A 21,625-nucleotide genomic window follows, 5' to 3' on the forward strand; every position below is an offset into this window, starting at 1 on the left:
GAATTTAACCCTTGTTTCGTCCGTCTTACTAATTTCAATAAGAAGTATGGATTTATAGACAAGTAATAAAGGAATACGTGGCTTAACGACAGGAAAAACGAAATTGAGTTGATAGAACCAAAAACTGTTCAAAAGACAAGATTGTCAACAGTTCATACATAAGCTGCTTAGTCCACAGCACATTGCGCGTGATTAGTGAAAGGAAACCGCTTTGGCTTTGTACGTATGCATATTTTCCTGGCAGGTCTCAAAGATTGGCTCAGCAGCAGGCTCAAACTGATCAAATGTCCTAGACTGCTTTGCAGTGATATCGATGTGCTCACGCTCACTCAGCGCTCCCGATACTACTGTTTAATAACAAGACCAACGGGTAGATACACTACCAATAGACAAAGATCGCAATCAGGGATGATGTATGGCTGATCAATTTTCGGCGGCCGCAAGTGCCCTCTCCGCTAAGGATTACAGCGGAGAGGAACATAAAGCGACCGAACTGCGCGTCACCGAAGGAGTCTCTGCTCCATTTGAAATTCAGGTGACGATTGTTGCAAAATCGTTTGACGTTAAAGAGCAGCTCGGACAAGGGCTGACCATTACTCGCTACACCAATGAATCCGGCACTTTGACTGCGAGCCGAGTGTTTCATGGCATGATCATCAGAGCCCAGCAACTTGGGCTCGACAGCAGCTTGCAATATGCGTCCTATCAACTGACTCTTCGCCCTTGGCTGTGGCTGCTTAAACACACACAAGCCTTTCGTGTCTATCAAAACCAATCAACGCAAGACATAGTGACGGATATTTTTACCCAAGCCGGATTCAGTGGCTGGTATAGCACCAACAGTTTACCCTCCACCAAACGGGAGTATTGTTTGCAATACAACGAATCAGATTTTGATTTCGTCACTCGGTTGCTGGCAGAAGAAGGCATCAACTACTTTTTTACCCATAGCGACGGCAGCCATAAGCTGGTACTGCAGGATGCACAGACACCCTTTGATCAGGCTTCAACCAGTAAATTTGATATGTCGGAAACGCCTTCTGGAGACAATCCGTTGATTACTCACTGGCAGCCCGAATGCTCGTTTCATGGCACCAGTATTGAACTGGAAGCCTACGATTACACGCAATCCAAGCTGGTGTCCAGTAAAGCCAAGACGTCCTCACATTCAATAGCCAACAACAGTAAACTGTCAGCCGTGCACTACCCTCCGCTCGGCATTGTGGGAGACTATACCGATCTGGCAGATAATCTGGTCAAACGCCGCCTGGAACAACTGGAGCAAAACTATGAACGTGTTTTGCTCAGCGCTAGCCAGGACGAGTTCACCATCGGATCTTGGTTCTCTCTGGCCAGCCACTTAGACACTGTCCAATTGGGCGATTACGCAGTGGTTGAAACCCGGTTTTATTATTCCGAATCCGTCGAATGCGAGGCCCGAGTCACTGTCATTCCTAAAGCAGTGCCTTATTACCCAACCCCACAGCCCAAGCCGGTAGTACAAGGTTTGCAAAGCGCTTTGGTTGCAGGTTCGACTGCGGGCGAGATTAATCAGGATGATCAGGGTCGGGTTCGCATCCAGTTTCACTGGGATACAGACGCCAGCGGTGACAAGACCAGTTGTTATGTCCGAGTCGCTCAAATGATGGCGGGCAGCAGCTACGGCAGTCAGTTTGTCCCCAGAGCCGGCCATGAAGTTCTGGTCTCCTTTATCGATGGAGATCCGGATCAGCCCATCATCACAGGTTGTGTTTACAACAGCAAAAATACGCCGCCCTACAACGAAGAAAACACCACCAAAAGTGGCTGGAAAACTCAGTTATCCGGAGAGAGCAATGAACTCTATTTCGATGATAAACAAGACAACGAACTCATCTATCTGCACGCGGCTAAAGATCTGACCCGTGAAGTAGAAAATGATCTGACTGAAACCGTTCAGGGCGAGGTCAAGCAGACCGTCACTAAGGCCATGACGATCACAACAGAAGACAACTACTCGTTAACGTCCAGCAAAACCCTGTCGGAAAACGCGAAAACCATCACCATAGAAGCCGATGATAAACTCGAATTAATCGTCGGATCGAGCAAAATCACCATGTCATCGTCTTCGGTCACAATTGAATCAGAAAGCATCGATATCAAAGCCAGTAGCGATTTGTCTCTTGAGGGCACAAACGTCTCAAGTAGCGCAACCTCATCGAACACAATCAGTGGCGCAACAACATCACTGGAGGCCAGCGGCTCGAACTCCATCAGCGGTTTGAGTATTTCGATGGACGCAGACACCAGTCTGACTGCGCAGGGACAATTGAGCGCGGAATTTAAATCGGATCTCAAAGCCACATTCGATGGTGGCGTTATGGGTGAAGTCAAAGGCGCAATCGTTAAGGTGAATTAATGGAATATAAAAAAATCCCGTTTGCGGCAGGCATTCAGGTTCTCAATCGTTTCAATGCCAGTGACGAAGCCAAGGCACTGATCAACGACGAAATGTCGGTCACCAACAGCATTCAGACTTTATCCGAGCATGAACTGAACTTCGACCTGATCCAGTTTCTCGCTCATGCCTTGCCTGTACGCGAGTGCATATGGTGGGCCAGTCTGTGCTTACACAAACGGCACGATGATTGGAATGCCAGCCAACTTCAATGCATCAGTCTGGCAAAGCAATGGGTACAATCCCCCTCTGAAGAACTCAGGCGCAAAGCTGAATTGTTTGCCACCCGGTTACAGCTCAACTGTGGCCCGTCCTGGCTGGCGCAGGCTGTGTTCTGGAATGGCGCTGGCAGTATCGTTACGCCTGATTTACCCGTCGTTTTACCCGACCCAAATCTGTACGCAAAAGCCGCCGCTGGCGCTGTAAACCACGCCGCCGCTTTGCCGGTCTGGGACAACAGCGCACTCTATTATCAATATGCGCTGGATACCGCTTTAAAGATCGCACAAGGATACAACCCAGAGGAGTAGTACGATGAGCTTACCCGCAGCCAGAGTTGGTGACATGCACGTATGCCCCATGCAGACGCCTGCGGCCGTCCCAGTGCCTCACGTAGGAGGCCCGGTCTCAGGCCCGGGTGCAGCAACCGTCCTGATTGGCAGTTTGCCAGCTTCTACGTTAGGCGACGCATGTGTATGTGTAGGAACACCAGACAGCGCCATTCTCGGCAGCACGACTGTCTTGGTGAACAACAAACCTCTCGTACGTATGGGGGATACAACCAGTCACGGCGGCAGTATTGTTTCAGGCATGCCAACGGTACTGGTTGGTGGTTAAAGTTCAGAGGTATCAGAGATTTATGACAATCCAAGTCATCGGTCCAATTTTATAGATGCAGGTCAAAAATTAAACTAAAGGATGAAATTCTTTGAGACTTTCTGCAAATAACTTCTAGACTGCAATTTGTTAACAAACATTAATTAAATAAATGTTTGTAATAAGAGATGTTTTAAATCTCAATATTAAAAATAATTACAATAAGCAACGGATTGCAAATTATGGATGTAGAGGGTCTACTGTCGCCGATCTCCCAAGATCGGCCCGCTGGCGCATACTTGAAACTTGACCGCAGCGTGTATCGTGGTTTGAGAAATGCGTTTAATTCAGCACAGTCAACTTTTCGTCAGCTGATCGAAACACCCGAGGCGTCGGTCGATCCGGCATTACAAAACGCCAACCAAGACGCCTGGAAAACGCTGCGGGAAATGACCAGCGACGCCCTTCAGACTCAAACTAAAGACCTGGAGCTGACTGGCTGGCTAATCTCTTCTCAGCTATTTACCTCACAGCCCCTACTCAACCTTTCAGCGTCTTTAACCTTGCTGCCAGAATACGTCGAGCGTTTTTGGGACCATTTAAACCCCATGCTGCCTGAGGACAAACTCTCTTCAGAGAACGCCGATGAGCAACAAACCGAGCACGTAGAGTTTCGTCTCCGTCCTTTACAGCAACTGCTTGGCGAGTCGAATGAAACAACAGCACTTTACATGCCTCTGCAGATGGTGCCCTTAATCGACTCAATCACTTTGGCGGATTACCTGACCGCTGAAAAACACGGTTCTCTTGCGGAGTTAAAAACGCGAGCACATCGCCTGTTTAACCCCGACGTGATTGATACGGTAATGGCGCTGGCAGAAAGCTATCACACACTGACCCGTACAGACCTTCTGCTTCAGCAAAAGTGTCAGGACGCCAATCTGGCAAGCCCGAGCTTTCGCTTTATCAAGCACAATATTGAAGAGCTGCTCAAAGCCATTCAGTATCTTGCGGGAGATAAGTTCTCTCCCTGGCCACTCGATCAGGAATATGGTTTGATTCAGAGTCCAACGACCGAGATTCAGACCGCGCAACGCCCTTCCAACGCGCGCACTGATACACCAAATACAGAAAACAGTCAGTCAATCACATCGCAAACAACACCAGCGCCGACGCCCCCCACTTTCAATCAGTCTCCCATTACACAGCGGGAATCCGCATTCGTAGAACTGAGAAAGGTTGCGGAATACTTTCGAGAGTTCGAGCCTCACAGTCCGATATCCTTCTTGCTGGAGCGAGCTATCCGTTGGGGTCAGATGAGTCTGCCTGAATTGATGCAGGAAATGTTGCGTAACTATCCCGACGCGATGAACCAACTTAACCAACTCTCCGGGATGGATAATCTTGATCAGGTATCCATCGATACGACGCGCGTCTCTGTAACCAACGCGCCGACTCAACAAGTTCAAACGAATGTTGATGCAGTTACGACGTCAGTCAATGGCCCGGATACCGACATTCAATCATCAAGCGAAAAACAAACCCAAACTGAAGCAACTAACACTCATTCCGACCGTGGTATTACGGATTTTGAGTGGTAAATCATGCTACTAAGCAAAGGAGAACAGAATGGCTTCTATTTTTATGCGTATTGATGGCACGACACCCAAAGGCGCAGCGACCGTTGAAAAAATTGGTGGTAAAGATGGTTTCTTTGCTATCGGCAACGTGAGCTGGGGCGCCGTTCGCGGTGTGGGAATTGATGTCGGGAATGCCAACAACGCCGATCAAGGCATGGTTGCATTAGGAGAAATCAACATCAGCCGTGCTTGTGATGGTGCCTCCCCTTACCTGACAACATTTCTGTATGCGCCTGGTGCGGAAGGGAAAACGGTCGAAATCGTCATGACAAAACCTAATCGTGAAGGCTCAGGCGCGGATCCATACCTGATTCTGACACTGACCGCTGCGCGAATGGCGAGTTACAACATGACCGGCAGCGATGGTGCTTTGCCAAATGAAGCCTTCAGCCTGACCTATACCAAGATCTCGAAGGCGTACTACATCGAAGCTGAAGGTGGAAAAATCGAGAAAGGCCCGGAAGTTGGCTTTGATGCAACCACCGCGAAAGTCACCTCGACCGCATCCTAATGTATAAAGGAGAGTTCCCGTGCCATTGAATTCCCAACACAAACGCGTCAGTAAAAACCGCGTCAGCATTACATATGACGTGGAAACAAACGGTGCCGTAGAAACAAAAGAATTGCCTTTTGTGGTCGGCGTCATTGGTGATTATTCCGGCCATCGCGAAGACAAAGAAGCGATCGAAGAGCGCACGTTTTACAGCGTAGACAAAGACAACTTCGATACCGTCATGAAACGCGTCGGCCCCAAACTCAACCTGAAAGTCGATAACGTCCTGGCTGACGACGACAGTCAGTTTGAGGCAAACCTGACCTTCTCCTCAATGAAAGATTTTGAACCAGAAGCGATTGTTGAACAGGTTGAGCCACTGAAAAAACTGGTCGAAACCCGTAATCAGCTCAAAGTGCTTCTTTCTAAAGCCGATCGTTCGAGAGATCTGGAAAAGCTGCTGAAAGAAGTGTTGCAAAGCGCAGATACCATCAATGCTCTGTCTTCAGAACTGGGGATCAGTCAGGAAGGAGCTGAATCATGAGTACAGAAACCGAAAACCAGGCTCAGGCAGAAACCACCGAAGGCGAAGTGAGCTTTCTTGACCGTGCGATTGCCGCCACCACTCAAACGCCGGCAGACACGACCAAAGAGCTGTTCTCTGTTCTGGCAGAACAAGCCCTTTCCGGAACCGTCACCTGGGATAAAAACCTGACCAAAACCATCGAAAACGCCATTGGTGAAATCGACAAACAATTGTCAAAACAGTTGTCCGAAGTCATGCAACAAGACGAGTTCCAGAAGCTGGAAGGTTCTTGGCGAGGGTTACAAAAGCTGGTTAAAGAGAGCGAATTAGGTCGGGATTTAAAGATCAAAATGGTCGACTTCTCTCAGCAAGAGTTGCTTGAACAATTTGAAGATGCTCCTGCTATTGATCGCAGCCCGCTCTTCAATGCCGTTTATCAGGGAGAGTACGGCACAGCTGGCGGTGAACCTTATGGTGTATTCATCGGTGACTACGAGTTCAGCGCCAAAGATGAAGACGTCGCGCTGCTGCGCTATATGGGCGAAGTGGCCGCCGCTTGTCACTCGCCATTCATCGCTGCTGCCAACGCACAAATGTTTGAGTTCAATGACTTCACCACCTTTGACGAAGGTAAACCCGTTGCGGCAGGCTTTGATTCTCCAGCTTACGCTGCATGGAATTCGTTCCGTGAAAGTGATGATGCACGGTACGTCACTCTCACCATGCCTCGTACGCTGGCCCGACTGCCTTACGGCGCAAAAGGGCTGGATACTAAGCTATTCAACTATGAAGAGCTGGGCACAGACATGGATGGTAATCCGAAGCCAAGCAGCAACCAGCAACTGGTGTGGTCTAATGCTGCGTATGAGCTCGGTCTTAAAATGACCCAGGCTTATACCATGTCTGGCTGGTGCACTTCTATCCGAGGTTTGGACAATGGCGGTAAAGTGGAAAGTTTACCTAACCTAACGTTCAAAACAGAAGCCGGTGACCTGATCCAGCAATGTCCGATAGAGGTCAATCTCACCGACGAACGCGAGAAAGAGCTGAGTGACTTGGGCTTTTTGCCTCTGGTCCACTATAAGAATTCCAATTACGGGGTCTTTATTGGTGGCCAGACGACACAAAAGCCCAAAACTTACACTGACCCGGATGCAACGGCAAATGCGGCGATTTCCGCTCGACTGCCCTACATCATGGCCAGTAGTCGTATCGCGCACTACCTCAAAGTGATGGGACGCGACAAGCTGGGGTCTAACCTGGAAGCACCTGATATCCAGCGGGATCTGCAACTTTGGATCGATCAATACACCAACGCAGGTGCCATTGGCAACGAGCAGCGGGCTAAGACACCTTTGGCCGAATCTCGCATTGAAGTCGTGGAACAGCCGGGCCGTCCGGGTTCCTACTCTGCGGTTGCGCATTTGCGTCCATGGCTACAGTTGGAAGAACTGACCACTTCCGTGCGTATGGTCGCGAAAATTCCCGGTTAACTAATGGCGTGGCCGGAGCAATCCGGCCACGATTGACGATGACGTTAAATTCCGAATGGCAAACCCGTTTTAATCAGTTAGACAGCAAAAAGAGTGCATTTTTGGAAGATGCACTCTCTTTGTTGTCTGAAATCGATGTACAGATACTTCACTCACCATCAGAGCTGAAGTGCGCGATTCAGGCCTTGATCGTGTCTCTCGATCAGCAATTGTCCACGCAAATGGATAAGATTCTTCATCACCCTGCTTTCTCCGCGCTCTACAAAAACTGGCGACACCTCAATCAGTTGGCGGTCCTGTCGATCAATCATCAGCGAACCCGGCTCAAGCTGCTCGATATGGGTTGGCAGGACGTTTCCGCGGACCTTAATCAGGCGTACAGTATTCGCAGCAGCGAACTGTATAACAAGATCGGCAACAAAGAGCTGAATACCTTAGGTGGACATCCATTTGGCTGTGTGGTGTTTGCGCATTCAGTGTCACTCGACATCAGCATGCTAACGGATTACGACGATCTGTTTACATTAGAGTTGCTCAGCAAACTGGGGGAATCAACACTTTGTCCAATGATCCTGTCGCCCGACTCCCGCTTCTTTGCAAACAACGGGGCAGACTGGCTTTCTGACATCAACCGGATCGACAAAATCCTGAACGGACCGGATTACACCGCCTGGCAGTCGCTGCGAAACAAACCCAGTGCACGTTTTCTGGGGCTGGTTATGCCAAATATCCAGTTGCGTCCCCCGTATCTGAACGCTCAGGTTGGCTTCGTGTACAACGAGAACTCCGACGGCGTCTGGGGCAATAGCGCCTTTGCCTTCATCTCTGTGATCATGCGCGAACACCACCGGGTCAACTGGTTTGGATTTATCAAATCCCGCTGGAATGACAAACTACAAGGTGCTGTGGTCAATGTCTCCCAAGGGGATGACAGCGCGCAGTATCTTCAAATTCCCCAACCCGACATTCACCTGTTCGGCAAGTTAGCAACGTTTTATGCGTCAAGTGGATTTATCCCCCTAACCCGCAGCCCAATGACCGACAAGTATTACTTTAGCGGTAACAACTCTGTCTGGCAGGCGGGTGAAAACGACAATGAACGGGTATTGACGCAAATTCAAACCACCTTGATGTCCTGTCGAATCGCCCACTACTTAAAAGTTCAGGTACGGGAAATGATTGGTAGCTTTAACACTGCGGCCGAATGCGAGCAGTTTCTCTCGCTGTGGATTGAGAAGTACACCAGCAACGTGTCATACGCCAACGAAGATACACTGGCACGATATCCACTCAGTTTTGCCAAAGTTTCTGTCGGCACATCCGCCTCTCAAACCGGAACGTTTCACTGCACTCTACGCATGGTGCCGCAATATCAATTTGATCACTTTAGCGGTGAGGTGGTGCTGACCACGGAGCTAGAGGAGGCAAGCCGATGAGCTTCTGGAACGCCTTTGGCAGTGAAGAGCCAAGTCAAACCGGCCAAATTATTGATGACGTCCGCTACCATCTGACCAAGCTGCTTGAGTCTGAAGCAGCGCTGGTCGACTTTGATGACCGACTCACAGAGACCAATCGCTCCAACCTCAGGTTTGGTATTGAAGACGTCCAACTACTCAGTGCCAGCCTGGATCATGCCCAACTGGCACTGCGCCTTGAAACCTGGATACGGAATTTCGAACCAAGGCTTCACAAAGTTTCTGTGGAGATGACTGGCAGAAAAGCAGGAGAAAATGCCTTGACCTTCACCATCATCGCCAGGCTTGGCAAGGAGTATGGCGAGCAAGAACTGGTGTTCGATTCGAAAATTGCACTGTGTGACCTGACCTCATCACTAGAGGAAGAAAGTTATGACTGATCCTCTGTTGAGATATTACGAACAAGAGCTGGCGTTCGTGCGCCGCTCACTGGGTCTGTTCAGTAGCGAGTATCCCGAGCATGCCCGCAGCCTCAATCTGAATCAGGGAAAAATAGAAGACCCTAGCATCGCCCGCCTGCTTGACGGTGTCGCCCTGTTAAATGCCACCATAGAGAAACAACTGAGCGAGCAATTGCCCGATGTGGTCGAAGGTTTACTGGGGGTTCTTTATCCTTCCTATACCCAACTGGTGCCAAGTATTGCCTATCTGCAACCCACAACGTCAGACATTCCTCAGGAGTCAGTAACTTTACCTGAGAACAGTCGGTTTTCGGGCAGCGCCAACGGAAAAGAGTGCCAGTTTACGACAGTAGCGCCAATCACGATTGAACCGTATCAGCTGACCGATGTTCAAGCTTTGAGCGCACCGTTTGGCTTCAATCGTCCGAATCATGCAGCACAGACTACCGCCGTCATACAATTAACTCTGAGTACAGGAGATCCCGATGTACACTTTCGTCATCTGGATCTCAAAGACCTGGATTTTTTTGTGCAAGGCTTTGAAAGTAGTGCGGATTCCCTGGTCGACATTTTGTTGAGTGACGTGGCAGCGATATCGGTGTCTGACTCGCAGTGCGAAACGCATATCGCTGTGGACCGAGACAATCTGGTAAACCGGATAAGCGATCCTACTTTTTCTTTTCTTCCCCAACATGGCAATCAGTTCTCTGGTTACCAGTTAATGAGTGAATTTTTCTTTTTTAAGGAAAAGCGTCAGTTTTTCCGCCTAAAACAGTTTGGTTTGTATGCCACGCAATTGGCTAGCTCCGACATCAAGATCAACCTATTCCTCCATTCGCTCCCGTCTGAGTTCGTCCGTTTATTTGAGCCGGGCGTTTTCAAACTGAATGTCATCCCGGCTGCCAATTTGTTTTATCAAATGGGCGAACCGGCGATTTATGACCATAGAAAGCTGACCATTCCCGTCAATGCTGACGCCCATCAGCAAAGCGGAATTCAGGTTGTTGACGTACTCGACGTATTTGAAATCACTCCATCTGGCGAACGTCCTTTGGTGCCACTTTTTCGCAGTAAGTATGGCCAGCTGAACCATACCGACAGCTGGCAAAGTAAACGTGATATCAACGGTGATTTCCATTTAGCCATTTCTTTGCCTGAACCGCACAACGGCGAATTTAATAAGACCTACGGTACACACCTGCTGTGTACCAACGGTAAATATGCGTGCAGTATCCACTCTAGCCTGGAGTGCATGGAGAGCATTGATTTGCCAGTCGAATTTGCCCCCATATACCCGCCTTCGGCGCCTCTAGCTCGCGAAAGGGATCCAAACAGTCACTGGCAGTTTATTGGGCTGCTCAATGGCAACTTCTCATCATTGCTACAATCAACCAGGCCCGCCGATGATCTCAAGCAAATGCTGACGCTTTGCAGCCGGCCTCAAGTCAGTGCCAGCGAAATACAGACTATCCGACACGTTGTCTTTCATACTCAGGTTTCAGCAATCAGAACCATGGGGAGCAATGTCTTTGCTCCAGGCACCGAAATTGAAATCACACTGGATACAGACAAGCCTTTTCATGCATTCTGCGATGTCTTGAATCACTTTTTCCAACAGTTCTGCAGCTTCGATCGTTATATTCAACTCAAAATCCGCCTTTATGGGCATGACGGCGTTGTTAAAACTTACCCCAAAGTTCATGGGAGCCAGTTATGTCTCTGACACGTCTGCACGATCTAGCCAAAAACCCACAGCGATATGACTTCGTTCAAGCCATGCGGCTGCTCGAACAACTGTCCGCACAAGGCGGAAAGCGTTTGAATCTCACCTTGAAAGCAGAGGCCATGCCAAGCGGAACGTCGTCAGAGGTCAGTTACTTTTCCTCTGCCAATGGCGGCGCCAAACTGAGACTTGCCAAACAAGCCTTGTCCGGCGTTAAAGGTGTGATACCCGATTACATTTATGAAGAAATGCTGACCGCTCTGCACCGGGATGATCATGCCTTGAAAGACTTCTTGGATGTGTTCAATCAACGCCACTTTGAAATCAGCTACCGCCTTGAAAGCCAAGCGTGGCTATTACTGGAACGTGAGCAGCAACCAGCAAAGACTCAGTTGCTTAAACATCTGGCGACACTGGAGTATCAGCACAAACCTTACTTTCAGTACAGTTTGTTGCTGGGACAGAGAAGTCGTAATCCAGTGGCTCTGAGTCAGATATTAAATGACTACTTTCCCTACAAAATAACGGTTCAGTGCAGCCAGGCCGAACGACGCCAGCTCCCCACAGACTCCTTGACCCGGTTGGGTTGCCAAGAAGACTACAACAGCCGTGTTGGTCAGGGCTTTCTGCTGGGTAATACAGGGTTAGTTCATTTCAACCGTCTTACGCTGACGCTTGAGCCGTCGAATCGTGCAGAGTTTCTCCGCATACAATCTGACACTCGATTGGCGGACGAAATGGTTTCGCTCAGTAAACACTACCTACGCGACAACACCGTAATTTCGGTGTACCTCAACGTCAGACGTTCGTATCTTCAGCAGCCCAGTATTTCGGCAAAGTCTGCCTCGGCGCTCCGATTGGGCGAAGTCGATTGTCTCGCTCCTCAATACAAACCCAATGAGTTGGTCAAAATTCTGCTCAGGTAGATAACCAACACGTGATTGAGATACAAGGAATTCAGTATGGCTCAAGTAACTTTAACCAATCTGGTCAGCAAGCTTTCTCCGGAATTAAAACAGGCACTGGAAGTCTCGGCTGGAGCTGCGATGAATCAGGGAGTGGCCGCCATTGAAGTGGAACATTGGTTGTTGCAGTTGTTGTCTCAACAGGATGCGCATCTCTTGGACCTGCTTAGCAAACAGAACCTGTCTCAGGACGAGTGGGTGAATGAACTGAGTGACAAGCTCAGTCGCTTACCCAAAGGTAGCGAAGGCCAACCCACACTCAGTCAACCTTTAACGGAGCTGATCAAAGATGCCTGGATGCTTGCTTCGGTGAACTACGGACACAATCAGGTGATCAGCCTTCACTTGATTCAGGCGTTACTCCAACAGAGTGTTCTTGGCATGACGACGCACTCTTTCACATGCTTGAAGCCACTCTCTCTCGAAGCGTTACAAGGGCAAATTCGCCAGGCAAAAGTCGGACACTCAGTTTCCGTGCCAGGCGAAGTAAGGGCATCGACGCAAGAAGGAGCCGATGCGCTGAGCAAATACACCATCAACCTTACTCAGCAAGCACTCGACGGCCACATAGATCCTATCTCGGGACGCAATGCGGAAGTGCGTAAAGCCATCGATATTTTGTGTCGAAAACGCCAGAACAACCCAATTCTGGTCGGAGAGCCCGGCGTTGGTAAAACCGCCGTCGTTGAGGGGTTAGCGCTGCGTATCGCCGCTGATGAAGTCCCTGGCGCGCTGCAAGGCGTCCAAATTCACTCTCTCGATCTGGGACTGCTTCAGGCTGGAGCAAGTGTTAAAGGTGAATTTGAAAACCGATTGAAAGATGTCATTAACGAGGTCAAAAACGCCGAACAGCCCATCATCGTGTTTATTGATGAAGCCCATACCTTGATCGGTGCTGGCGGTGCCGCCGGACAAAACGACGCGGCGAATCTGCTCAAACCGGCGCTGGCAAGAGGTGAATTCAAAACCATTGCGGCTACCACGTGGGCAGAGTACAAAAAGTATTTTGAAAAAGATCCGGCTCTGACTCGTCGATTCCAGACGGTTTCGATTGACGAACCCAACGCTGATGACGCGATGCAAATGTTGCGAGGGATTGCGCAATCCCTACAACAACATCACGGCGTCTTCATTACCGACGCAGCCATCGAGGCTGCGGTACACCTTTCTATTCGATATCTGCCCAGTCGGCAGCTACCGGATAAAGCCATCAGTTTACTTGATACCGCCAGTGCCCGTATCGCACTGACTCAGGGCGCAAAACCTGAGGTTATTGAGTCTTTGGAACAAAAACTGCGTTATGAACAAAATGAGAGAGCTGCACTGGAAAAAGAACAGGCTCTGTTTGGTCAGCGTGACGACGCGATTCAGTTGCTCGACGAAAGCATCCTACAACATCAAAGTCAGTTGGCTGATTATCAGGATCAATGGCAACAGGAAATTCAGCTCGTCGACAAAATAAAGCAGCTTCAGGAGAGCATCTTCAATGCTGATGAGCAGAGCGAACACGCAGAGCCTCGCCAACAACAAATGAACGCGTTGCTTGATGAGCTTGCCGAACTCCAGGGCGAGACACCTTTGGTTAACGCCATGGTCGATGCCAATACCATTGCACAGGTCATTGCCAACTGGACCGGTATCCCTGTCGGTAACATGATGAGTGACGAAATTGCCAAGCTGCTCAATCTCGAAAATGAACTGGACAAACGCGTTATCGGACAAGACGTCGCCAAACAGGAATTGGCTAAAGCGATTCGCATTTCCAGAGCCGGTTTAACCGACAGCCGCAAACCCATTGGCGTATTTCTGATGTGTGGACCGAGCGGTGTCGGGAAAACAGAAACCGCGATGGCGCTGGCAGAGCAGCTTTATGGAGGGAGCAATGATCTGACCGTCATCAACATGACCGAGTTCAAAGAGGAGCACAAAATTTCCATGTTGCTCGGTTCTCCTGCTGGTTACGTTGGGTTCGGTGAAGGCGGTGTGCTGACCGAAGCCATTCGACGTAACCCCTACTCAGTGCTCTTGCTCGATGAAATGGAGAAGGCCCATCCGGGTGTGCATGACCTTTTTTATCAGATATTCGATAAAGGTCACATCAAAGACAGCGAAGGCCGTACCGTTGATTTCAAAAATACCATCATCATCATGACCTCCAACGCTGCCGATCAGGCCATATGCGACGTATGCAGTGAGAACACTGAACGATTGGATAGCAGTCAACTTCTTGATGCCATCCGTCCAGATTTGCAGCGTTACTTCAAACCGGCTTTCCTCGGGCGAACGACAATTGTGCCCTACTACCCACTTAATGACGCAGAATTAAGTCAGATCACCGAAATTGCGCTCAATCGCATCAAAAGGAAACTGGCCGAGCAATATCAAGCGAGCTTTACCTGGGATCAGGGATTTGTCGATCAGGTTGTCAGCCGGAATACCGACCCAACGACAGGCGGGCGTGCCGTTGAACAGATCATTAATCGCTCACTGATGCCCAGACTGGCGGAAGAGTGCATCGCCTGTTTGAGTGAGCGCAAACCGATCTCTCACGTGGTGGTCCGGGCCGACAACTCGGCTCAAGGTTTTGAGTTGCTGATCAGTTGAGCCTTGCATATGGAAACTAGGCTTCAGCCAACCAAAGTCACCTGGTCGCTCAGAACCAAACTGGTTCTGGCGATCATTGCTGTGCTGTTGTTTTCGTTATCACTCAACACAGTCCTGAATTACCTGAACTTTGAAAAGCGCCTGACTGAAACCAGCGATTCCTTATATCAGATAGTGGTAGAAGAGACCAAAAACGACATTCAACAGGCACTGAGTCTGGGTTTACCGCTGGCAGCCATCACGAATGTTCAGGCATTGCTGGAGCGACGCGCCGAACTGGTGGATGGCATTACCGAGCTGAGCGTGACAAATACGGCAGGTCACACCATTTTCTCAACTGGCCACCATTCAAAGGGGCTGGAGCGCCAGATTCGCGTGCCGTTGAGCAATGCCTTCGGAATGGAAGAAGGTATTCTGCAATTGCGCTATTCCGTCACGCATTTGAATCTGTTGCATAAAGAGTTGCTCAAGAGCCAGATTCTTGCGGCCATATTCTGGCTGAGTTCATGCGTTATTGTGGGCTACCTTGCGCTCAAAGTCGTGCTGCATAATGTACTTCTAAAGATCAGCGATACCACGACGATTCTGGCCAGTACGTCACAACACGATGCACGCCAAAGACTCGCTCTCGCACAGCAGAGAATGGGCTCGTCACACCACTCCTCCTGGTGGCGGCGCCTGCGCTCTCGAAATTACCCCTTGTTATTGATTCTACTTGCAATTCTGCTCACCATAGTGGCGAACCTTGGTGCTTCCTATCACTCCTTGCACGTATTCTCCGATATTTATGAACCCACCCTGATTCAAAAATCACAATTAATCGGTGACGCGCTGCGCTCCATGATTGATCGTTTATTGCAAAGCGGTATCCCACTCAACCAGTTAAATGGTTTGGAAGAAGAGTTTGCATTTTATATTCAGCGTCACGAAGAGTTAGTTTCCATCAGCCTCAACGCGCAAAATCAGCCGGTGTATACCTCGGCAGAGCAACTGACCGGTAGCCAGCAGCTCAATACCAGCCTGATCACTCTAAAACCGGACTCTCAAATTGCGCTAACGCTGACCACCGACAACAACATCATTGGCAAATTGATCGAAGAGAGCGTGATGGACATGTTAACGGTCCTGATCACCTCGTGTCTTTTCGTCAGTGAAATTATTCTCTTTCTGTGCCACTTTATGATTCTCTCACCGTGGCAACAAATTAAGCAGGTATTCGCGACAACCCGGCAACGTGGTGCTCTCTGTCTGGCGCGCAGAACCACTCGTGACGAACTGCGTTTACTGATAGACCAACTTAACAAAACCGTCCTAGAGATAAACCCAGCGCAAGATCGCCAACTTATCCGCAGCGCCGATTATCGTTTTATTCGTTTGCCTCTGTTTTTGCTGGTGTTTGCTGAAGCTTCGTCACTGGCCTTTTTCCCTAATTATGTGCTGACACTGGACAACAGCTCCGGCTGGATTCCCGACCACTTGACAACCAGCGTGCCAATTTCACTCTTCATGCTCTGCTGGGCGTTGTCTCTGCCCTTTGCCGGCGCCTGGTCAGATCGAGTGGGACGCCGCCGATCGCTCGTAACGGGATGTCTGGTCACCTGTATCGGGTTAGCCGCTACAGCCGCCGTCAATAGCCTGGAAATGCTCCTGCTGACACGCGCGTTTACTGCCGTTGGTTACGGTATCGTTTTTATCTCCGCACAAGGTTATGTCACCGACACCACGACAGACACCACCCGCACCAAAGGCATGGCCACGTTTCTCTCTGCCTTTTTCTCCGGCTCATTATGTGGTGCCGCGATAGGTGGCATTCTGGCAGACAAGCTTGGGTATCCCGAAACGTTCCTTTTCGCAGCGTTTCAGGCGTTGTGCAGTGCGATTTTGGTAGGGGCTATCTTCACCAGCCAAGAGCGCGGCCTACAAGCCAATCCAGTTAAACTGAGTGATTTTCGCTTGTTGCTCAATAATAAATATTTCGCCCTGATCACCTTATGCAGCGCGATTCCGGCCAAAATCATACTAACCGGATTCCTCTACTTTCTATGCCCCATATATTTACAGTTTCTGGGGGAAAGCAGTTCAGTGTCTGGCCGGATCATGATGACCTATGGATTGGCCATCATCCTCATATCACCGCTTTGTGCAGCAATGATAGACAGACAAAACAATAAAATCGCCTTCATTGTTGCGGGTGGCCTGATGGCAGCAACAGCCATGATAAATGTCCAGTTACTTCCCGGCACACTGGGGTTACTTCTGATTGTGGTACTAATCGGCATCGCCCATGGCATCAGTATTTCGCCGCAACTCCCGCTGGTGATTGAACTGCTGGGCAATCAGGGCATAGAGCGAGGCAAAGTGATCGGCATTTTTCGCCTTACCGAACGGGTGGGCAACATATCCGGGCCACTGCTGACCGGAATGCTGTTAACGCTGTTTAGCTACAATCAAACCATTATGTTGTTTGGCGTCGCCTTACTGCTCAGCACCATGGTGCTGGCTCTAGGGTATGCATGGTTTATCCGCGTCGACAAAAATAAACTGGAGGTGACCGGATGAGAAACCGAATCCTGTTGCTTCTGACGCTGATGGTCGTCACACCGAGCTGGGCGACACAAACCCACAAACAAGTGGTTTTGCTGCTTTGGCGAGGTGTGACAGACGCTGAGCGTGGCTTCGTCGACTACCTTTCGGAACGTGTCAACGTCGAATTCACTTATCTCAATGCCGATAAAGACATTCAGCGTCTGCGTCACCATATCGCTCATCTTGAAACACTCAGGCCCGATCTGGTTTATACGTTCGGTACCACCGTCACCCGTGAGTTATTGGGCACCTCTTTGCAACCCACCGAGTTTCGCAGTCGTCACTTGGCGCCAGTGGTGTTCAGTGTGGTCTCAGATCCCCTTGGCTCTGGCCTAATCTCTTCCGATCCAGACGAAGCACGTCCTTTCACCGGCGTCAGTCATATCGTGCCGCACAAGGTACAGCTCAACGCCATATCACGACTGAGTCACGTTAAATCCTTAGGAGTGGTGTTCAACCCCCAAGAAAATAATTCGGTCATCACCGCCAATAAAATTCATCTGCTGGCGCACAAGTTCGGACTCGATGTGCACTTGTATCCATTTGCGTTGGTGCAAAATAAGGTCGACCTGAACTCACTCAATAGCATCATTAAAACCATGCAGCACGATCACGTCGACCTGGCGTATCTGCCTCCGGACTCGTATGTCATTTCAAATGGTAAGCCGATTGTGGATGCCCTCCACCATGCCGGGCTGCTGACATTCTCAGCCACTGAATCACCAATTCGGAACCACGATGCCCTAATGGGAATTGTCAGCCGCTATTACAACGTAGGTCAGTTTGCGGCCCATAAAGCCGAATTAATCTTGCATGGCCAGCAAACCGCGGAACAAATCCCGATAGAAGCACTCAGTCAGTATTCCTATATTGTCAATATCAGGGCGGCTAAACGGTTGAACTATTTTCCACCGGTTTCGATATTAAAAATTTCTGAATTAATAGGGACAGAGCAATGACGCCTGGAAGAACACCCAAATTGATGTACCTGTTGGCCTGCTTACTCCTGACAACGTTAAGCCCAGCACCTGCGTTGGCTCAACAAACAGTAGGCCCTGCACGACTGATGCTGACCACACAAGACTGGCCACCCTACCAGGTTTATCAGAACGGAGAAATGCAAGGATTGGCACTGAACAAGATTAAGTGCGCGCTCGGAAAACTCAGCCAGCCCTATCAAATTACCATGACGGACTGGTCCGAAGCGCAATTGCGTGTCCACAGCGGCGCGCAGCATGGCTTTTTCGTCGCAACCCAAACGCAGGAACGCGATGAATACGCCACCCTATCGACGCCGGTCGCCCAACAAACATTGCAGTGGTATTTTGGCCCTGGAGTTGAGCCAAAGATCACTGAATTGTCTAAAGTGAATCTCAAGTTTTCAGCCAAATTTGGCTCAAGCAAATGGTTTTGGCTCAAACGTAACGGCTACAACGTCGTAAAGCAGCCCAGAGATGCTAAAGTTTTATTAACGCTTTTAAAACAAAGGGAAATTGACGTCGCTCTGGAAGATGAACTGGTATTTCGAGCCGAACTGAACAGCGCCGCCCTTCCGGTCGACTACTTTACGCATCAATTACTGGAAACCAAACCCATGGGAGTTTATTTCTCCAAGCGTTTCCTCAGTCAGTACTCAGGCTTTTTAAAAAGCTTCAATTCCGCCGTAACTCAGTGTAAGGGATAGCCTGTGACCATAAGCATTCATTTAATCGCCATACCCGACGATGAAGTTGTCGCCTCCCGCGTCATTTATCTGCCTAAAAGCGGCGGCACATTCGGAAGAGACACAAACTGTGACGTTGCCTTACCCGATCAGGGGAAGCGCATTTCTCGCGTACATGGTGACATTCATCTCAGCGAGCATGGCTATCGCATTCGTAGCCGTGGGAAAAACAGCGCTATCCTCAACGATAAACCGCTGATGGCCGAAAAAGACTATCCACTCAATGACGGCGATATTCTCAAAGTAGAAGGTTATACCATGCTCATCAGCACACTGGTCAGCTCCAACAATATTGATGAGCGCATTCAGCAAGATACCGGCCCTAGACTTGAACGGGGATTCAACCTCAATCTGGATGATGAAACGGACTTTCTGGAAGACATTGAAACGGCAGCAGCGGAACGGGCTGCATCTGGGTTCTCTACACACAATGTCATGAGTGACGACCCCTTTGCCTCAGATCCGTTTGAAGATCTTGATGAAGAACAAGTGGCGCCTCACGTCGAAGATAGACAAGACAACCTCTCACATCAGGCACATCAACTCGAATTCCTTCCGGTGGAAACACGACAGACATCTCAACTGGAAAGTGCCATTGACAAATTGATCACGCTTACTGAAAAAAACCAACAGTATCTGCACAATCCTATGTTGCAACACGACGCGTTGTTTTCCGCGCTGGAAGCCACTGTGGACCAATTTCTTGATGATCTGGCCCCAGAACAATTAGAGATACAATTCAGTGAATACCTCCACGGTAGCCTGTTTGCCAGCAAAGAGAAAAAGTATTGGCGAATCTATCGCAAGCACTTTACTCACCGTCATGAGAACGGTGATTTTCGTCGCCAGTTCAAAGCGTTGTTTCTCGAGAACATGCAGAAACAGAGGGAGGAAAGCTGATGAAGTTCGGGGTATCTCTGATGTGTCTGATAATCCTTACGGCTTGCTCGTCAGATCCAACGCCAACTATCACGCAACGTTCACTGACCGTGACGGCGGACGCTTCCGTCAACCCCAGTGCAACCAGTAAAGCCAACCCGGTGGTCGTCAGGTTGTATCAGCTCAAGGATCAGCAGATGTTCAAACAGTTGGCTTTCATCGACCTTTACAATAACGATGTTCAGTTGCTGGCCGCCAACCTTATCTCCAAACAGGTGTTGCCCGTTGTCATGCCAGACAGCAAAACCTCACAAACTATCGATATCAACAAAGACACCCAGTATTTGGCCGTACTGGCAGAGTTTTCCAATTATCAGGATGGCGAAGCGAAAGCGGTCTCAACCCTGCCGACCGAAGATGATCAGTACCTGCAAATATCTCTCAACGATGATGCGGTGACCATCGAAGTGATCACACCTGAATCCAGTTGGTGGCAGATTTTCTGAGACGATGACTATAGGGATATTACGTGGACGCATTTAAAAAAGTTGTATGGCAGGAAGGGATGTTCATCGCGCCGCAACATTTTCAGCAACAAGACCGGTATGTACAAAATTACATCCGTCAAAATGTTGAAACACTGGCGGGATACGCTCCGTTCTTTGGTATTACCGCACTCAGCATTAATCATGATTTACTAAAGATCGGCAAACTCTCGGTCACCTCGTGTGCCGGATTGTTCCCCGATGGTACGCATTTCGATTTGAACCATGAAATCACGGTCGATATTCCAGAAGGTACGGTAGAGAGCGTAGTGTATCTCGCGTTGCCACTTTCATTGCAAGGAAATAATGATTTCAGCAGTGACACCGAAACACAGAGCCGCTATCAAACTCGCGGTATCAATGTCTTCGACACCTCAACAACAGACAATACCAGCGTCGAGGTGGACATTGCCCAGCTCAATATCAGCCTGAGATTAGCCAGCAGTGACAGTTCTGGCTTTACTCTGATTCCTGTGGCTAAAGTTCTTGAGTGTGGTGATAACGGCGACGTGATTCTCGATCGCGCATTCATTCCGGCTTGCCTTCATTACGGCGCCTCACAATTTCTGACAGAGCGCCTCAAAGAGATCCACGCTCTGTCTTACAACCGTGCCCAGACTTTGCTCAAACGCATAGAAGCCGGGCAAGGGCAAAAAAGCACCCAGTCGCTGATGCAAGATTATCTCTGGTTGCAGACACTCAATACCTGGCTGCCCTGGTTTGATCTCACCATCATCAACCCCAAAGTACAGACGCACAACATTTACACTCAATTGCGCCGCTACGAGGCGCAAATTCTTGCATTGACGCCAGCGGTGCCACCAAGCTGTCCAGAACTGAACTACGCGGCACTCTACGAGAGCTTTAACCCGCTGTTTTCCAGCTTAAGAAATATGCTCACGCTGGTACAACAAGATTCCGTCCTGGAGTATCACTGGGATCATTCCCTGTTCGAAAAACGTCGTTTACTGAGAACCGTGGTTCGGGATCCTGCCAGCGTCACCAATCGCCGTTTTGTGCTCAGCGTTAAATCTGCACTTAACACCAGTGAACTCAATGATCTGTTTCCGATTGCAGCAAAGCTAAGCAGCAATACCCGTATTGTTGAACTGGTGCGCAATGCCCTGTCTGGAATCAAAGTGACCCCACTGCCTTTGGCCCCGAGTGAACTAAAACCCATGCAGGGAACGGCGTATTTTGAAATCGACACCACGGACAGAAGCTGGCTGGACATGCTGGAGACACGAGACGCGCTGGCGCTTCATGTCGATGCACGAATTCCAGACCTGGATGTGGTGCTGTACGCGTTGAGGTAGTGC

General features: G+C 49.5%; 18 protein-coding genes. All 18 read left to right on the top strand.

The features are described from left to right. Positions 1–415 precede the first annotated feature (415 nt). A complete protein-coding gene (locus tag CAG64_RS02030) occupies positions 416–2,398 on the top strand; it encodes a type VI secretion system Vgr family protein (protein ID WP_161448034.1) in 1,983 nt (660 codons plus the stop codon). Beyond that, positions 2,398–2,967 carry a DUF6931 family protein gene (locus CAG64_RS02035; RefSeq protein ID WP_161448036.1) on the top strand — a complete coding sequence of 190 codons (570 nt, stop codon included), beginning with the start codon at positions 2,398–2,400 and terminating at the stop codon, positions 2,965–2,967. The genes CAG64_RS02030 and CAG64_RS02035 overlap by 1 nt, the downstream gene beginning before the upstream one ends. A 4-nt stretch (positions 2,968–2,971) precedes the next feature. Then, positions 2,972–3,274, top strand: a complete 303-nt coding sequence (locus CAG64_RS02040) for a PAAR domain-containing protein (RefSeq protein WP_161448037.1) — start codon at positions 2,972–2,974, stop codon at positions 3,272–3,274. 221 nt (positions 3,275–3,495) lie between these two features. After that, positions 3,496–4,854, top strand: coding sequence for a type VI secretion system protein TssA (locus tag CAG64_RS02045; RefSeq protein WP_161488748.1), 1,359 nt, complete (start codon positions 3,496–3,498; stop codon positions 4,852–4,854). A gap of 28 nt (positions 4,855–4,882) precedes the next feature. Further along, a complete protein-coding gene (locus CAG64_RS02050; protein WP_021705578.1) occupies positions 4,883–5,404 on the top strand; it encodes an Hcp family type VI secretion system effector in 522 nt (173 codons plus the stop codon). A 19-nt stretch (positions 5,405–5,423) separates the two neighbouring features. After that, complete coding sequence (gene tssB, locus CAG64_RS02055) at positions 5,424–5,930, top strand: type VI secretion system contractile sheath small subunit (protein WP_021705577.1); 507 nt, start codon at positions 5,424–5,426, stop codon at positions 5,928–5,930. Continuing rightward, positions 5,927–7,405 (top strand): type VI secretion system contractile sheath large subunit, encoded by a 1,479-nt coding sequence (tssC, locus tag CAG64_RS02060; RefSeq protein ID WP_161454042.1) that lies wholly within the window; start codon positions 5,927–5,929, stop codon positions 7,403–7,405. The genes tssB and tssC overlap by 4 nt, the downstream gene beginning before the upstream one ends. 32 nt (positions 7,406–7,437) lie before the next feature. Further along, entirely contained in the window at positions 7,438–8,841 is a 1,404-nt protein-coding gene (locus CAG64_RS02065) for a type VI secretion system contractile sheath domain-containing protein (RefSeq protein WP_161488759.1), read from the top strand. Next, the gene (gene tssE, locus CAG64_RS02070) at positions 8,838–9,260 is read left to right on the top strand and encodes a type VI secretion system baseplate subunit TssE (protein ID WP_161488749.1); all 423 of its coding nucleotides are present in this window, start codon (positions 8,838–8,840) and stop codon (positions 9,258–9,260) included. Before CAG64_RS02065 ends, tssE begins: the two co-directional genes overlap by 4 nt. Continuing rightward, entirely contained in the window at positions 9,253–11,004 is a 1,752-nt protein-coding gene (gene tssF, locus CAG64_RS02075) for a type VI secretion system baseplate subunit TssF (RefSeq protein WP_161488750.1), read from the top strand. The genes tssE and tssF overlap by 8 nt, the downstream gene beginning before the upstream one ends. Beyond that, positions 10,995–11,930 (top strand): type VI secretion system baseplate subunit TssG, encoded by a 936-nt coding sequence (locus CAG64_RS02080; RefSeq protein WP_021705572.1) that lies wholly within the window; start codon positions 10,995–10,997, stop codon positions 11,928–11,930. The genes tssF and CAG64_RS02080 overlap by 10 nt, the downstream gene beginning before the upstream one ends. A 36-nt stretch (positions 11,931–11,966) precedes the next feature. Beyond that, positions 11,967–14,573 (top strand): type VI secretion system ATPase TssH, encoded by a 2,607-nt coding sequence (tssH, locus tag CAG64_RS02085; RefSeq protein WP_161488751.1) that lies wholly within the window; start codon positions 11,967–11,969, stop codon positions 14,571–14,573. A gap of 9 nt (positions 14,574–14,582) precedes the next feature. Further along, entirely contained in the window at positions 14,583–17,132 is a 2,550-nt protein-coding gene (locus tag CAG64_RS02090) for an MFS transporter (RefSeq protein WP_161488752.1), read from the top strand. Then, positions 17,129–18,118, top strand: a complete 990-nt coding sequence (locus CAG64_RS02095) for an ABC transporter substrate-binding protein (RefSeq protein WP_161488753.1) — start codon at positions 17,129–17,131, stop codon at positions 18,116–18,118. The genes CAG64_RS02090 and CAG64_RS02095 overlap by 4 nt, the downstream gene beginning before the upstream one ends. Positions 18,119–18,141: 23 nt before the next feature. Then, on the top strand, positions 18,142–18,843 hold the full coding sequence (locus CAG64_RS02100; RefSeq protein ID WP_161488760.1) for a transporter substrate-binding domain-containing protein: 702 nt from the start codon (positions 18,142–18,144) through the stop codon (positions 18,841–18,843). 3 nt (positions 18,844–18,846) lie between these two features. Further along, a complete protein-coding gene (locus tag CAG64_RS02105; protein ID WP_161488754.1) occupies positions 18,847–19,782 on the top strand; it encodes an FHA domain-containing protein in 936 nt (311 codons plus the stop codon). Further along, positions 19,782–20,267 carry a type VI secretion system lipoprotein TssJ gene (gene tssJ, locus CAG64_RS02110; protein WP_161488755.1) on the top strand — a complete coding sequence of 162 codons (486 nt, stop codon included), beginning with the start codon at positions 19,782–19,784 and terminating at the stop codon, positions 20,265–20,267. Before CAG64_RS02105 ends, tssJ begins: the two co-directional genes overlap by 1 nt. Before the next feature lie 23 nt (positions 20,268–20,290). Beyond that, positions 20,291–21,622: a type VI secretion system baseplate subunit TssK gene (gene tssK / locus CAG64_RS02115; RefSeq protein WP_161488756.1), complete on the top strand. Its 1,332-nt coding sequence runs from the start codon at positions 20,291–20,293 to the stop codon at positions 21,620–21,622. Positions 21,623–21,625: the final 3 nt, after the last annotated feature.

Source organism: Vibrio sp. V38_P2S17PM301, from assembly GCF_009904845.1.
Classification (GTDB): Bacteria; Pseudomonadota; Gammaproteobacteria; order Enterobacterales; family Vibrionaceae; genus Vibrio; species Vibrio proteolyticus.